Below are 12,443 nucleotides of genomic sequence, written 5' to 3'. Positions count from 1 at the left end.
AGGGTCGGCCCGCCTCGGAAGGCAGCCGCTCAACTGCCCGCGTCGGCCCGGCCCCAGTCCTGGCCGGCCCGCTTCCACTCCTGGTCCCAGCGGCGGAAACGACGCACCATCAGCTGCCAGACGACCATCCGCCGGGCACCCTCGATCATCATGCCGACCCCGGCCGTGGTGCCCAGCCCGGCCAGCACCGCATGGGTGGCGGCCGTACTCGCGTCCATCGGCCGCGGCATCACCCGGCCCCGGTCGTCCGTCCAGATCCGGAACCGCTCGCCGGTCTCCACCGGACGGGGCGCGGCGAGCTGCCCGATATGCGCGCTGCCGTCCCGGGCCGTCCAGCGGGCGAGGACCCGGCGGTGCGCATCACGCTGCGAGGAGGTCTCCGGGTCGGGGTCGAGCGGGGCCCGGGAGAGCAGCCGGTCGACCGTGACCCACACCAGATGCCGCTGCTGGTGCTGTAGCCGTACGGTCTCCAGCAGTGCGCCCTGCGCGGCCCGCCCGGTGAGCCAGCCCGCGGAGCTCGCCCCGAAGGCGATCAGGAGGGCCGCGACGAGCGCCACCCAGGCCTCGATCCGATCGGTCCGGCGCCGCAGCGGATTGTGCCGCCAGCGCCACACACCTCTCATCGCTCGCATCGTTGCCCCCTCTCCGTGTCCGTGAATACCGCATCAGGGGTGGTCCACGCGAGAGTTCTGCGAAGAGAGAGCAACATCACCGGGTACAAAAAGCAACATCCGGACGTACGGAACGGGGCCCCGGCCGCCCTCGGCCCGGGCCCGCCGGGCCCGGCTTCCTGGCTGGTCAGCGCAGCCGTACGGCTACCGTCACCACGGCGCCCGGCGGGCTCGTCCCCGGCGCCCCGCCGGTCACCGCGAACCGGTCCGCCACCAGGCGCGCCAGCCACAGCCCGCGCCCCTTTGGCGCGCCGTCCAGTCCGGGCAGCAGCTCGGGGATCACCTCCTCGCTGAACCCGGGCCCCGCATCGCTGATCCGGCACTCCAGTTCCTCGCCCACCCGACGCAGCACCAGCCGCCCCGAGCCGCCCGCATGCTCCACGGCGTTGCCCGCGATCTCGTCCACCGCCAGCACGAACTCGCCGCGCCGCGGCTCACCCAGGCCCTCCCGGGCAGCGCACTCCTCGACCAGCAGCCGTAGTTGCGGCAGCAGCCGGGCGGTGAAACGCCGCTCCAGCAGCCGGTGGCCGGACTCCCCCGCCGGCACCTCTTCGGCCGGACCGGAGCTCACCACGCGCGCACCACCTCCGTCAGGACCAGCCGTGACACCGTCCCGGCGCCCAGCCGGCGCAGCAGCCGAAGCTGCCCGCGGTCGCAGCGCACCTCGATCCGTTCATGGCCCGCGGCGTCCCGGGCCAGCAGGAGCAGGCCGACCGCGCAGCCGACCGACAGGAAGTGCAGCCGGGTCAGATCGACGGTGAGCCGCCGGGCCGGCGCGGTCTGTGCCAGCGCGAGCTCCAGCGCGCTGCCGACCGCGGGCCGATGGGCGGCGTCCGCCTCGCCGATGAAGCACAGCGCGCCGTCCGGTCCGCGGGTCGACCGCAGACCGCCCAGCCGTTCCAGGAGCGCGCAGGGATGGGCCCGTTCCATGGCGGTGAGCACGCCGCGGTCGAAACCGCGGCGGTCGTAGGCACAGATCTCGGTGTACGGGCGGCCGCTGAAAAGCGCCTGCGCGCCGGTCTCGCGGGCCGCCATCACCGCCACGTCCGCGCCGAGCACGCGCACCCAGCCCATGTCGATGAAGGCCCGCAGGCCCGTGTGGCCCTCGGCCGTCGCCCGGTCGGTCTCCGCGTGCAGCCGGCTCATCTGGCGTGCGGCGGTGAACTCCCGGTCCGGCCCGATCACCTCGCGCATGCTGCTCACCACCAACTGGCCGCGCCCGCGCGCCCGGACCGTGCTGCGGCTGGGGAAGTCGATCCGGGCCAGTACCTCGTCCTCCGGTACCCCGGGGGAGGGCAGGACCAGCACCTTCTCGCCGCGCGCCAGCCCGAGCCGTACGAACGCCGTGACGACCTCCCAGCGCACCTCGTCATCGCCGTAACTCACAAAGGCGTGGTCCCCGGGCCGCAGCTGCTGGACGGGACGCAGACGGTCGCATCCGGTGTCCCTCGCAGTCATCGGCCCAGCTCTCCGTCGTCCGCCGGCCCCTCCGTCGGCGCCGCCGGGCGCACACCGTGGACAGGTGGTCACCGGGCGGCGGCTCCTACGGCGGTCGGAACCCCCACGGCGCGGGGCGCGCGCCGGCCCGTCAGCCGAGTATCTCGAACGGGTCGCCGATGTGGATCGTGCCGGTCCCACGGGGTATCAGATTCTGGCCGAAGACCAACCGGTCACCGAAGCGGCGATGGTGGGCGAGCGTCCGCAGCGGTTCCTTGCCGCGCTCGGCGGTGCGCTGGTCGGTTGTCGTGACCACGCAGCGTGCGCTGGGCTTGGCCACCTCGAAGTCCACCTCGCCGATACGGATCCGGCGCCAGTCGTCCTCCGCCCAGGGCGCGGTGCCGTCCACCACCACATTGGGCCGGAAACGGTTCATGGGCAGCGGCCCCTCGTCGGCGTGGTCGCCCTGCGCGATGAGCGAATTGAGGGCGTCCAGCGACGAGGTCGTGGTCAGCAGCAGCGGGAAGCCGTCGGCGAAGCTGACCGTGTCGCCGGGCGCGGAGTACGCCGGGTCGACGGGCCGGCGCTTCTCCGGGGCGTCGAGATACACCAGCCGGCACTCGACGCCCAGATACCCGCGGAACCACTCGGCCGCCTCCGGGCCCGCGGGCACCGCCTCGACCTCGTCCTTCCAGACCTCGACCGGAACCGTCTCCCCGGACCCGGGCGCCGCGACCGTCAGCGGCTCCCTCCCGGGCGCGCTGAGCCCGAGGGCTCCGCCCGGCAGCACCTCGGCGCGCGCCAACGCCAGCGTCGGCTGCTGCCGTTGGGTGAGCTGCCTGCCCTCGGCGTCCACCAGCAGCCAGCGTCGGTCCCCGGCGAGCCCCCACGGCTCCACGACCGCCTCGCCGGGACCGGACCCCGCAATGGATTTGACCGGGTAGAGGTGGATCGACTGGAGCGCAGGCTTCGGCATGTCTGCCATCCTGCCAGCCGCCTCGGACAGTTGACCGATTGCCCAGGTCAGTACCCGCGCGGGTACTGGCGGCCGTACGGATCGTCGTAGGGCGAGGCGGGGCGCGGCGCGACCGGTGCGGCCGGGCGCATCGCCTCATACCCGGTGCCCATGGGCGGGCGATGGGGCTGCTGCTGTTGCGGGGACTGATAGCCGCGGGAACCCGCCTGCTGCGGGATGTACGGCGCGGGCGCCTGCTGGAGCGGGGCGACCGGCTGGGCGGCCGCTCCCGGGTAACCCTGCGCGGGCGAGGGGTGGGAGGGCGCGGCCGGGAGCGCCGGCAGTGCCGAGGGCAGGGCCGGCAAATAGGACGAACCCGTCTCATAAGGGGAGGGGTTCACCCGGATCGGGGCGATCTGCGGCGTGCCGCGCTCTGCGACGAGGCTGTCGTAGATCGGAGTGTCCGGGAAGGAGGGCGAAGCGTAGTAGCCGCCGCCGTAGGTAGAGCGGGGGGAGGTCATGCCTCATAAGTTAAGCCCACGATGTGCCGATTGGGGAGTCTGGAAGGCGGGTTGTTTCACGTGTTCGGAGTGGCCATGGAGCACCAATGTGAGCGAACTCGTGGAAATCGGTCGCGATCGCCCGTAGGGATCGTGTAAAGGCCGCGCTTCTCGCAGGTGAACAAGGGGCGTTCGGAGCGGTGGGGGACAAGTAGGTTGGGAGGTGCCACCACCGACGGGGCACGACGGACGATGAGGAAGGCGCGGCGATGTCGATGCTCAAGGGCAGCAATGTTCCGGTTCCGGCCCCGGCGGTCCGGGTCGAACTGGGCTGGCAGACGGCCCCGGGGACACCGGACGTGGACGCCTCCGCCCTGCTGCTGGTGTCCGGAAAGGTCCGCGACGACGGCGACTTCGTCTTCTACAACCAGGCCGCGCACGCCTCCGGCGCCGTACGCCACGAAGGCAAGCGCCCGGCTGGCGGCGCGATGACCGACTGCCTCGCCGTCGATCTGGCCGCCGTCGAACCCGCCGTCGACACGGTGGTGCTCGCCGCCTCCGCCGACGGCGGCAGCTTCGGCAGCGTCCCGGGGCTGCACATCCGGGTGCTGGACGCCGCCGGCGGCGCCGAACTCGCCCGCTTCGACAGCCAGGACGCCGGCACCGAGACCGCCTTCGTCCTCGGCGAGCTCTACCGGCGCCAGGGCGGCTGGAAGTTCCGTGCGGTGGGCCAGGGGTACGCCACCGGGCTGGCCGGCCTTGCCACCGACTTCGGCATCAGCGTCGAGGAACCGGCGGCGCCACCGGCCCCGGCTCCGGCCCCCGCGCCCACCGCGCCCGCTCCGCCGCCCGCCGCGCCCCCGGCCATGGCGCCCGCGCCCCCCATGGCGCCGCCGACGGCGCCCCCGCCGCCCATGGGGCAGCCGGCGGCGTCCATCCCGCCCCCGCCGGGACAGCCCGCGCCCGCCCCCGCGCCCCCGCCCGTGCGTCTGACGAAGGTCACCCTCACGAAGGACGCCCCGGCCGTCTCCCTCACGAAGCAGGGCGGCACCTCCGGCGCGATGCGGGTGAACCTCAACTGGAGCGCCGGTTCGGCGGGCAAGCGGCTGGGCAAGAAGCTCGGCCGCAAGGCGATGGAGGCCATGGGTGCCCGCGGCGCGCTGCTGCCCTCCGGGGAGCTCGACCTCGACCTGTGCGCGCTCTACCAACTCACCGACGGCGCCGCGGGAGTGGTCCATCCGCTGGGCAACAACTTCGGCGCGCTGCACGCCCCGCCGTACATCCAGCTCGACGGCGACGACCGCACCGGCGGCGTCGCGGCCGGTGAGAACATGACGATCAACCTCGACCACCAGGACCGCATCAAGCGCATCCTGATCTTCGTCACCGTCTACGCCGGCGCCCGCAGCTTCGAGGGGCTCAGCGCGACCGTCACCCTCCAGCCCCAGCACGGCGCCCCGGTCGACTTCACCCTGGACGCCTGCACGGTGCCCTCCAACGTCTGCGCGCTGGCGCTGATCACCAACACCGGCAGCGAACTCGTCGTCCAGCGCGAGGCCCGCTACCTCGTCCCCGAGCCCGGAGTCAGCCCGCAGCGCACCGTCGATTACGCCTATGGCTGGGGCCTGGACTGGTCTCCGGCCCGTAAGTGACGCCGGCACCGGGGGCGCCGCTCAGGGCGCCGGATACGTCCGGCCCTTCCAGGCCGCGCCGCGCCCCCGGTAGTGCTGCACCGCCGAGTCCACCGTCATCAGCAGATAGAGCAGTGCGGTGAAGGGCAGCAGCGGCGCCGCCCACAGCGGCTGCCCGTAGTAGCGCAGCATCGGCAGATAGGTCCCGCTCATCACCGCCCAGGCCGCCCCGCCCAGCGCCGCCAGCACCGGACCGCCGCCGGCCAGTCCGGCCACCAGCGCGACGGGCGGCACCAGATAGACCAGCGCCAGCCCCAGCACCGTGCCGAGCAGCAGCGGGGGCCGGTGCCGCAGTTGGGCGTACGCGCTGCGCGAGACCATCCGCCACAGCGCGCCCGGCCGCGGATACGGCCGCACGCTGTCCACCCGGTCCGCCAGCCCCAGCCAGATCCGCCCGCCGCCGCGCTGGACCGCCCGCGCCAGCGTCACATCGTCGATCACCGCATGCCGGATCGCCTCCGGGATGCCCGCCCGCTCCGCGGCCTCCCGCCGCAGCAGCACACAGCCCCCGGCCGCGGCCGCGGTCCGCGCCCCGGGCCGGTTGACCCAGCGGAAGGGGTAGAGCTGCCCGAAGAAGTAGACGAACGCCGGCACGATCAGCCGCTCCCAGAACGTCACCACCCGCAGCCGCGCCATCTGGGAGACCAGGTCCAGCTCAGCCGACCGGGCCGCCGCCACCAACTCCCGCAGGCTGTCCGGCTCGTGCGCGATATCCGCGTCGGTCAGCAGCAGATACTCCGGTGCGACCCGCTCCCGCGCCAGCGCCATCCCGTGCCGTACGGCCCACAGCTTCCCCGTCCACCCCGGCTCGGGCTCGCCGGGCGCGGACACCGTCAGCGGCAGCCCGCCCCGCGCGGCCGCCAGGCGCCGGGCCAGCGCGCCGGTCCCGTCCGTACTGCCGTCGTCGACCAGGAACACCTCCGCCCGGCCCGGGTACTTCTGCCCGAGCAGCGACGGCAGGCTGTCCGGCAGCACCGCGGCCTCGTCCCGCGCCGGGACCACCACACCGACCGACGGCCAGCGCTCCGGATCCCGGCGGTCCGGCAGCCGTACGTCCGTCCGCCAGAAGAAGCCCTGCCCCAGCAGCAGCCACACCCAGGCCAGCAGGGACCCGGCGCCGATCCACTCCATCGCTCCCACGGCCGCAGTCTGCCGCACCGCACCCGGCACACACGGGCGCGCGACACGGTGTCGGGAGGACGGGAGAAACGGGGCAAAAGGGGAGCGGAAAGGCCGGGGAGTTCGCCGGGCAGGGGCCGGGCGGGCGGTCACCGGGGGCGCCTGGCCGCGCCGCCCGGTATGACAAGCCGGACGGGCGGCTGAGTAAAGTGTCCGGGTGAAGATCGCGCTGATGGACTCCGGGACCGGGCTGCTCGCGGCGGCCGCCGCCATGCGGCGACTGCGGCCGGACGCCGATCTGGTCCTCTCCTCCGACCCCGACGGGATGCCGTGGGGCCCCCGCACCCCCGACGATGTCACCGACCGTGCGCTGGCCGTGGCCCGCGCGGCGGCCGCGCACCGCCCCGAGGCCCTGATCGTCGCCTGCAACACCGCGTCCGTGCACGCGCTGCCCGCGCTCCGCGCCGAACTGGAACCGCAGATCCCGGTCATCGGCACCGTCCCGGCGATCAAGCCCGCCGCGGCCGGCGGCGGCCCGGTCGCCATCTGGGCGACCCCCGCCACCACCGGCAGCCCCTACCAGCGGGATCTGATCGACCGGTTCGGGCGCGGGCTGGACATCACCGGGGTGCCCTGTCCGGGGCTCGCCCACGCGATCCAGGTCGCCGACGAGGGCGCGATCGACGACGCCATCGAGGCCGCCGCCCAGCTCACCCCACGGGACGTGCGGACCGTCGTCCTGGGCTGCACCCACTACGAGCTGGTCGCCGAGCGCATCCGGGCCGCCCTCCAGCAGCCCGGCGCGCCCGCCCTCGTCCTGCACGGCTCCGCCGAGGCGGTCGCCGCCCAGGCGCTGCGCCGTATCGGTGCCGAACCGGCCCCGGCGGCCGCCCCGACCGGTGGCGTCAGCGTGATCCTCAGCGGCCGCCCCGCCGGACTCCCGGCCGAGGCGCTCGCCTACGCCGAGGGCCGGCTGCTCGCCCGGAGCGGTACGGACCTGGCGCCGGAAGGCGTGCTGCCGGCCGCTCCCGAGCCCGACGGGGCGGCCGCCGCGGTCCGCCGCTGACGTGACCCATGGCGTCTCCCGTCTCGCAACCCGGGCCGGAATGGGGCCGTCCGACGCACTGCCACGGGGTGCAAAGACGCGTACGCTGCGTTTCATGAGGGACCACCCCCACGAGGGGGCAGCAGCCCCCGGTAACCACGGCAGTACCGACGGCGACGCCAGCGGGGCGCGCCCCGGCGGCGGCTCCCATGCCGAGATCCCCGAGGTCTGGCAAGGCAGCGCCACCAACCGCATCCAGTGGCTGCTGGCCGCGATCGGCGCGGCCTGCCTGGCATTGGGCATCCTGCTCGCCGTCGAGAGCAACTGGACCTCGGGGCGCGCGCCCCTGGTGATGTCGGTGGTGGGCTGTGTCGCGGCCGGTCTGCTGGTCCTCTTCGGCACGCTCGCCTTCGTCCATGTCGCGGTACGCGTCGACAAGGAATGCCTGGAAGTGCGGTGCGGCCATATAGGGGTGCCACGGCGACGGATTCCGCTCGACACTGTCGTCGGCGCCGATTTCACCCCCCAGGTCACGCCCCGCCACTGGGGCGGCTGGGGCTACCGCTGGCGCCCCGAGCAGGGCACGGCCGTGGTCGTCCGCCGGGGAGAGGGCGTGATCCTCAAGCTGGGCGACGGGATGACCTTCACTGTCACCGTCGATGACGCCGAGGGCGCGGTCCGGGCGATCCGGGGCCGGCTCCGGCCGCGGGAAGGAACCCCGGCGGGCACCTGAGCGCCGCGTCGGCGGGTGTCCCAGGCCGTGCCCGCCCGCCGGGGCGGACCGGGGATGTCCCGTAGGGTCGGGATCATGGCAACCCCCGACTTCATCCGTGACCTCCGGAACTCCATCGGCCGACAGCTCCTCTGGCTTCCCGGGGTGAGCGCGGTCGTCTTCGATGACCAGGGCCGTGTCCTGCTGGGCAAGCGGGTCGACACCGGTGGCTGGTCGGTGATCGGGGGCATCCCCGAGCCCGGTGAGCAGCCCGCCGAGACCGCGGTGCGGGAGGTCTACGAGGAGACCGCCGTACGGGTCGTCCCCGAGGGCATCGTCCTCGTCGAGACCATGCCGCCCACCCACTACCCCAACGGCGATGTCTGCCAGTTCATGGATGTGACGCTGCGCTGCCGGGCGGTCGGCGGTGCGGCGAGGGTCAATGACGACGAGTCGCTGGAGGTGGGCTGGTTCGACGTGGACGCCCTGCCGGAGCTCAAGGAGTACGCGCTGACCCGGATCAAGCGGGCGCAGGAGGCCGGGCCGACGTGGTTTCAGGGGATGGGCGAGGAGCCGTCGGGCGGACACCCGGAAGCCTGAGTCCCCCCGGCGGCCGCCTCCGGGGGCTCAGGCCGTCGGCGACGGGCGACCGGCTACAGCTCCTCCGTCGACGGCTCGTCCATCGGGTCGGACGACTCGTCGGGAAGCGGCGGCAGCTCCGACTCCTCCGGGGAGCCGGGCTCGTCGGTGTTCGCGCCGGGCGGCTCCTCCGTGTGCATCTCCCGCTTGGCCTTGCGGCAGGTGGTGATCCAGGTGCCGGTGGGGCCGCTCTCGTACTGGCAGATCCAGCCGCGTACGGAGAGCGTGGCCCGGTCGTCGCGGGCGTCCCGCGGCGCCCGCAGAAAGAACTCGGACATCACTGTGCGGGCCTCCCCGCAGCCCACCGTGCCCCCGGCCCCGGGGTCGGCGAAGAGGGTGACGTCGCCTTCCGGGCCCAGCGCGTCGGGGAGTTCACCGCAGTTCACCGGCTGGCCGGGCACGGTCGGGGAAGCGGAGCCCGCCCCACCGCCCGGGGTGCGGTCCGGCCCGGCGCCTGTGGGGGAGGCCGCGGCCGTGTCCTGGCCGCCGTCCGCGTCCCCGCAGCCCGCGGCGGCCAGTGCGAGCAGCACCGTCGGTACGGCGATGAGTCTCCGCATGTCGGCCTCCCTGGTGGCGGCGGTGCGCAGACGGCATGCCGCCCCACCGCACAGACCTTAGGAGCCCGCCGGGCGCCGGGCGATCCGGGACGGCCGTTCGGGTGACGTGCATGGGCCATGGCTTGGGGCGTGGCAGGCTCCGCGCCGGGGAGTTGCGGGATGCCGGGTAACCGGGCGGCGGCGGTCCGCCGGTGGTGCCCGGCAGGTGCCACCGCCACACCCGGGCCCCGAAGTGTGGGGCCGGGCCACATCGGTGCCGGAGCGCCCGCTGCCTAGGGTGCGGACATGACCGCGATCGGCACCCCAGGCCCGGTATCCCTCGATCTCGACGGCCGTACCGTTCTCGTCACCGGTGCGGCCGGTGGCATCGGACGCGCCTGCGCGCTGCGGCTGGCGGCGGCCGGCGCCACCGTGCGCGCGGTCGACCGGGACACCGACGGCCTGGCCCGCCTCGTGACGGACCACCCGAACGGCGCCCGTGGCCGGATCGAACCGTGCCCGCTGGACCTGACCGATCTGGACGCCGCCGAGCGGATCGCGGCCGGCACCGATCTGCTCGTCAACAACGCGGGCCTCCAGCTCGTCCGGCCCATCGAGGAGTTCCCGCCCGAGGTCTTCCACCAGGTCCTGACCGTGATGCTGGAGGCGCCCTTCCGGCTGCTGCGGGGCGCGCTGCCCCATATGTACGCGCGCGGCTGGGGCCGAGTCATCAACATCTCGTCCGTGCACGGCCTGCGGGCGTCCCCCTTCAAGTCGGCGTATGTCGCGGCGAAGCACGGTCTGGAAGGGCTGTCCAAGACCGCCGCGCTGGAGGGCGCCCCGCACGGCGTCACCAGCAACTGTGTCAATCCGGGCTATGTCCGCACACCGCTGGTCGAACGGCAGCTCGCCGACCAGGCCGCCGCGCACGGCATCCCCGAGGACCGCGTACTGGCCGACATCCTGCTCGCCGACTCCGCCGTCAAGCGGCTGGTCGAACCGGCGGAGGTCGCCGAGGCCGTCGCCTATCTCTGTACCCCGGAGGCGTCCTTCGTGACGGGCGCCTCGCTCGCCCTGGACGGCGGCTGGACCGCGCACTGAGCGGCTCCTGCTCCGTATCCGGGCGGCGGAGGCTGGCGCACCGCGACGACCCGGAGGTATCCCTGTGACCATGCCCATCGAACAGCCGGCGCCCGGGCCGGGCCCCGAGCCCGTGAACACCGCGCGGGCGGCGCCCGTTCCGTACGCACCGGACGGCGCCCCGCCCGGTGAAGACGGCCACGACCCGGCCGAGGCCCCCTTCCTCGGTCTGCTGGCCACCGGCGCCGCGGCCGAGGAGTACGAGCGCCCGGTGCTGCGCGCCCGCGCCGGGGGCGCGTCCGCCGGCCGGCTCGCCGCACTGGAGCGGGCCAAGCTGCGCGCGCTGCGGGTGCGCGCCGAACTGGAGGACCGCCGGCGGCGGGAGGCCGAGCTGTCCGCGCTCTACGCCACCGCGCACGACCTCGCCGGGCTGCGGGACCTCGACGCGGTGCTGCGCGCGATCGTCCGCCGGGCCCGCTCCCTGCTGGGCACCGAGGTCGCCTACCTCACCCTTCACGACCCGTCCGCCGGTGACACCTATGTGCGGGTCACCTGCGGCTCGGTCTCGGCGCGGTTGCAGCAGCTGCGGCTCGGTATGGGCGAGGGGCTGGGCGGGCTGGTCGCGCAGACCGCCCGCCCGTACGTCACCGACAGCTACTTCCACGACGAGCGGTTCCGGCACACCCGCAGCATCGACTCGGGCGTCCAGGACGAGGGGCTGGTGGCGATCCTCGGGGTGCCGTTGATGCTCGGCAGCGGCGTGATCGGGGTGCTCTTCGCCGCGGACCGGCGGGAGCGGGTCTTCGAACACGGCCAGATCGCGCTGCTCGCCGCCCACGCGGCCCATGCCGCCGTCGCCATCGACACCGCCAACCTCCTTGCCGAGACCCGTAAGACACTCACCGAACTGGAGGCCGCGAACGAGATCATCCGCGACCGCAGCGCGGTCATCGAGCGCGCCTCGGACATCCATGACCGGCTGACCGAACTGGTGCTGCGCGGCGGCGGGGTCCAGGACGTCGCCGGGGCGGTGGCGGAAGTGCTGGACGGCGAGGTCGAGTTCGCCGAGCCCGGCGCGGCACCGGCCGAGGCCCTGGACCGCTCGCGCGCCGACGGGCACGCCGTACGGGACGGCGCGGACTGGGTCGCGGCGGTAGGGGCGGGCGGCGAGGTCCTGGGCGCCCTCGTGCTGCGCGGGCATCCGGCCCTCGACCCGGTCGACCAGCGGACCCTGGAGCGGGCCGCCGTGGTCACCTCGCTGCTTCTGCTCGCCCGGCGGACCGCCGGCGAGGCCGAACAGCGGGTGCGCGGCGAGCTGTTGCCGGGAGGCGCTGCGGGTGCTGGGCCGGACCGGCCAGGGCGCGGCCGCCGCCGACTTCGGCTTCCTCGGCCTGCTGCTCGCCGACACCCGCGATGTGCACGGCTTCGTCCACCGCACGCTCGGCGCGGTCACCGACTACGACGCCCGTCGCGGTACGGAACTGCTGCGCACCCTCGGCGCCTACTTCGCCTGCGGGATGAGCCCGGCCCGCACCAAGGAGGCGCTGCACCTGCATGTCAACACCGTGGCGCAGCGCCTGGACCGGGTGAGCCGGCTGCTGGGACCCGACTGGCAGACGCCGGCGCGTGCCCTGGAGATCCAGCTGGCGCTGCGGCTGCATCAGCTCTCCTCAGCCGTGGTGGGCGATACCGGTGCGTAGCAGGGAGCGAGGATCCGCGGCGTGCCGCGAAGCGGTCCGTACCGATGGCCGCCTCCGGGTGCGCGCCGTCGCGACCTGCGGCAGCGTGGTGCCGAAGCTTCCCCCCACCGACAGAGGAGTGCGAAATGGCTGACAAGGGTGCCATGGACAAGATGAAGGGCAAGGCCAAGCAGAAGGCCGGCAAGATCATGGGCGACGAGCGGCTGAAGGGCGAGGGCCGCGCGGACGAGGCCAAGGGCAGGGCCAAGGGCGCGATGAGCGACGCCAAGGAGAACGCCCGCGGGATGAAGGACTCCATGAAGGGCAGGGACCGCTCCTGACGCCCGGCGGGGGCGTGGCGGACCCGCTGCCCCGTCTC

General features: G+C 74.2%; 13 protein-coding genes and 1 pseudogene. 7 read left to right on the top strand and 7 right to left on the bottom strand.

All coding sequences use genetic code 11. The features are described 5' to 3' along the window. Window positions 1-29: 29 nt before the first annotated feature. The 5 genes from AC3EUV_RS24525 to AC3EUV_RS24505 all read right to left on the bottom strand — a co-directional run bounded on the left by AC3EUV_RS24525 (window position 30) and on the right by AC3EUV_RS24505 (window position 3,584). Window positions 30-623, bottom strand: coding sequence for an Rv1733c family protein (locus tag AC3EUV_RS24525; protein ID WP_435603914.1), 594 nt, complete (start codon window positions 621-623; stop codon window positions 30-32). Between the two features lie 175 nt (window positions 624-798). Then, on the bottom strand, window positions 799-1,245 hold the full coding sequence (locus tag AC3EUV_RS24520; RefSeq protein WP_432143259.1) for an ATP-binding protein: 447 nt from the start codon (window positions 1,243-1,245) through the stop codon (window positions 799-801). Then, window positions 1,239-2,129, bottom strand: a complete 891-nt coding sequence (locus tag AC3EUV_RS24515) for an MEDS domain-containing protein (protein WP_435603913.1) — start codon at window positions 2,127-2,129, stop codon at window positions 1,239-1,241. The genes AC3EUV_RS24520 and AC3EUV_RS24515 overlap by 7 nt, the downstream gene beginning before the upstream one ends. A gap of 130 nt (window positions 2,130-2,259) precedes the next feature. Beyond that, window positions 2,260-3,084, bottom strand: a complete 825-nt coding sequence (locus AC3EUV_RS24510; protein ID WP_435603912.1) for an MOSC domain-containing protein — start codon at window positions 3,082-3,084, stop codon at window positions 2,260-2,262. A gap of 47 nt (window positions 3,085-3,131) precedes the next feature. Beyond that, window positions 3,132-3,584 carry a DUF6643 family protein gene (locus tag AC3EUV_RS24505; RefSeq protein WP_432143262.1) on the bottom strand — a complete coding sequence of 151 codons (453 nt, stop codon included), beginning with the start codon at window positions 3,582-3,584 and terminating at the stop codon, window positions 3,132-3,134. 248 nt (window positions 3,585-3,832) lie between these two features. On the opposite strand from AC3EUV_RS24505, the gene AC3EUV_RS24500 reads away from it, so the two are divergent. Continuing rightward, window positions 3,833-5,215 carry a TerD family protein gene (locus AC3EUV_RS24500; protein WP_435603911.1) on the top strand — a complete coding sequence of 461 codons (1,383 nt, stop codon included), beginning with the start codon at window positions 3,833-3,835 and terminating at the stop codon, window positions 5,213-5,215. 21 nt (window positions 5,216-5,236) lie between these two features. On the opposite strand, the gene AC3EUV_RS24495 is transcribed toward AC3EUV_RS24500, so the two are convergent. Next, complete coding sequence (locus AC3EUV_RS24495) at window positions 5,237-6,385, bottom strand: glycosyltransferase (RefSeq protein ID WP_435603928.1); 1,149 nt, start codon at window positions 6,383-6,385, stop codon at window positions 5,237-5,239. 205 nt (window positions 6,386-6,590) lie between these two features. Here AC3EUV_RS24495 and AC3EUV_RS24490 point away from each other — a divergent pair, with 205 nt between their 5' ends. The 3 genes from AC3EUV_RS24490 to AC3EUV_RS24480 all read left to right on the top strand — a co-directional run bounded on the left by AC3EUV_RS24490 (window position 6,591) and on the right by AC3EUV_RS24480 (window position 8,730). After that, entirely contained in the window at window positions 6,591-7,439 is an 849-nt protein-coding gene (locus tag AC3EUV_RS24490) for a glutamate racemase (protein ID WP_435603909.1), read from the top strand. A gap of 94 nt (window positions 7,440-7,533) precedes the next feature. Next, entirely contained in the window at window positions 7,534-8,151 is a 618-nt protein-coding gene (locus AC3EUV_RS24485) for a hypothetical protein (RefSeq protein WP_432143265.1), read from the top strand. 75 nt (window positions 8,152-8,226) lie between these two features. After that, window positions 8,227-8,730, top strand: coding sequence for an NUDIX hydrolase (locus AC3EUV_RS24480; protein ID WP_432143266.1), 504 nt, complete (start codon window positions 8,227-8,229; stop codon window positions 8,728-8,730). A 53-nt stretch (window positions 8,731-8,783) separates the two neighbouring features. Here the strand turns inward: AC3EUV_RS24480 and AC3EUV_RS24475 are convergent, their stop codons facing one another. Beyond that, window positions 8,784-9,326 carry a hypothetical protein gene (locus AC3EUV_RS24475; RefSeq protein WP_435603908.1) on the bottom strand — a complete coding sequence of 181 codons (543 nt, stop codon included), beginning with the start codon at window positions 9,324-9,326 and terminating at the stop codon, window positions 8,784-8,786. A 285-nt stretch (window positions 9,327-9,611) separates the two neighbouring features. Here AC3EUV_RS24475 and AC3EUV_RS24470 point away from each other — a divergent pair, with 285 nt between their 5' ends. The 3 genes and pseudogenes from AC3EUV_RS24470 to AC3EUV_RS24460 all read left to right on the top strand — a co-directional run bounded on the left by AC3EUV_RS24470 (window position 9,612) and on the right by AC3EUV_RS24460 (window position 12,405). Further along, complete coding sequence (locus tag AC3EUV_RS24470; protein WP_435603907.1) at window positions 9,612-10,406, top strand: 3-hydroxybutyrate dehydrogenase; 795 nt, start codon at window positions 9,612-9,614, stop codon at window positions 10,404-10,406. Window positions 10,407-10,476: 70 nt separating this feature from the next. Further along, window positions 10,477-12,085 (top strand): annotated as a pseudogene (locus tag AC3EUV_RS24465) (helix-turn-helix domain-containing protein). 44 nt (window positions 12,086-12,129) lie between these two features. Then, window positions 12,130-12,405 (top strand): CsbD family protein, encoded by a 276-nt coding sequence (locus tag AC3EUV_RS24460; protein ID WP_435603906.1) that lies wholly within the window; start codon window positions 12,130-12,132, stop codon window positions 12,403-12,405. The last annotated feature ends 38 nt before the right edge of the window (window positions 12,406-12,443 follow it).

The sequence above is a fragment of the Streptomyces sp. bgisy130 genome (genome assembly GCF_057708345.1).
This window is presented reverse-complemented; position numbering and strand designations above follow the sequence as displayed.

Excerpts from the sequence above, each read along its gene's own strand:
- AC3EUV_RS24460 (WP_435603906.1), top strand. The coding sequence starts at position 12,130 with ATGGCCGCCTCCGGGTGCGCGCCGTCGCGACCTGCGGCAGCGTGGTGC.
- AC3EUV_RS24505 (WP_432143262.1), bottom strand. The coding sequence starts at position 3,584 with ATGACCTCCCCCCGCTCTACCTACGGCGGCGGCTACTACGCTTCGCCC.
- AC3EUV_RS24485 (WP_432143265.1), top strand. The coding sequence starts at position 7,534 with ATGAGGGACCACCCCCACGAGGGGGCAGCAGCCCCCGGTAACCACGGC.
- AC3EUV_RS24500 (WP_435603911.1), top strand. The coding sequence starts at position 3,833 with ATGTCGATGCTCAAGGGCAGCAATGTTCCGGTTCCGGCCCCGGCGGTC.
- AC3EUV_RS24470 (WP_435603907.1), top strand. The coding sequence starts at position 9,612 with ATGACCGCGATCGGCACCCCAGGCCCGGTATCCCTCGATCTCGACGGC.
- AC3EUV_RS24515 (WP_435603913.1), bottom strand. The coding sequence starts at position 2,129 with ATGACTGCGAGGGACACCGGATGCGACCGTCTGCGTCCCGTCCAGCAG.
- AC3EUV_RS24495 (WP_435603928.1), bottom strand. The coding sequence starts at position 6,385 with ATGGAGTGGATCGGCGCCGGGTCCCTGCTGGCCTGGGTGTGGCTGCTG.
- AC3EUV_RS24525 (WP_435603914.1), bottom strand. The coding sequence starts at position 623 with ATGAGAGGTGTGTGGCGCTGGCGGCACAATCCGCTGCGGCGCCGGACC.
- AC3EUV_RS24480 (WP_432143266.1), top strand. The coding sequence starts at position 8,227 with ATGGCAACCCCCGACTTCATCCGTGACCTCCGGAACTCCATCGGCCGA.
- AC3EUV_RS24510 (WP_435603912.1), bottom strand. The coding sequence starts at position 3,084 with ATGCCGAAGCCTGCGCTCCAGTCGATCCACCTCTACCCGGTCAAATCC.
- AC3EUV_RS24475 (WP_435603908.1), bottom strand. The coding sequence starts at position 9,326 with ATGCGGAGACTCATCGCCGTACCGACGGTGCTGCTCGCACTGGCCGCC.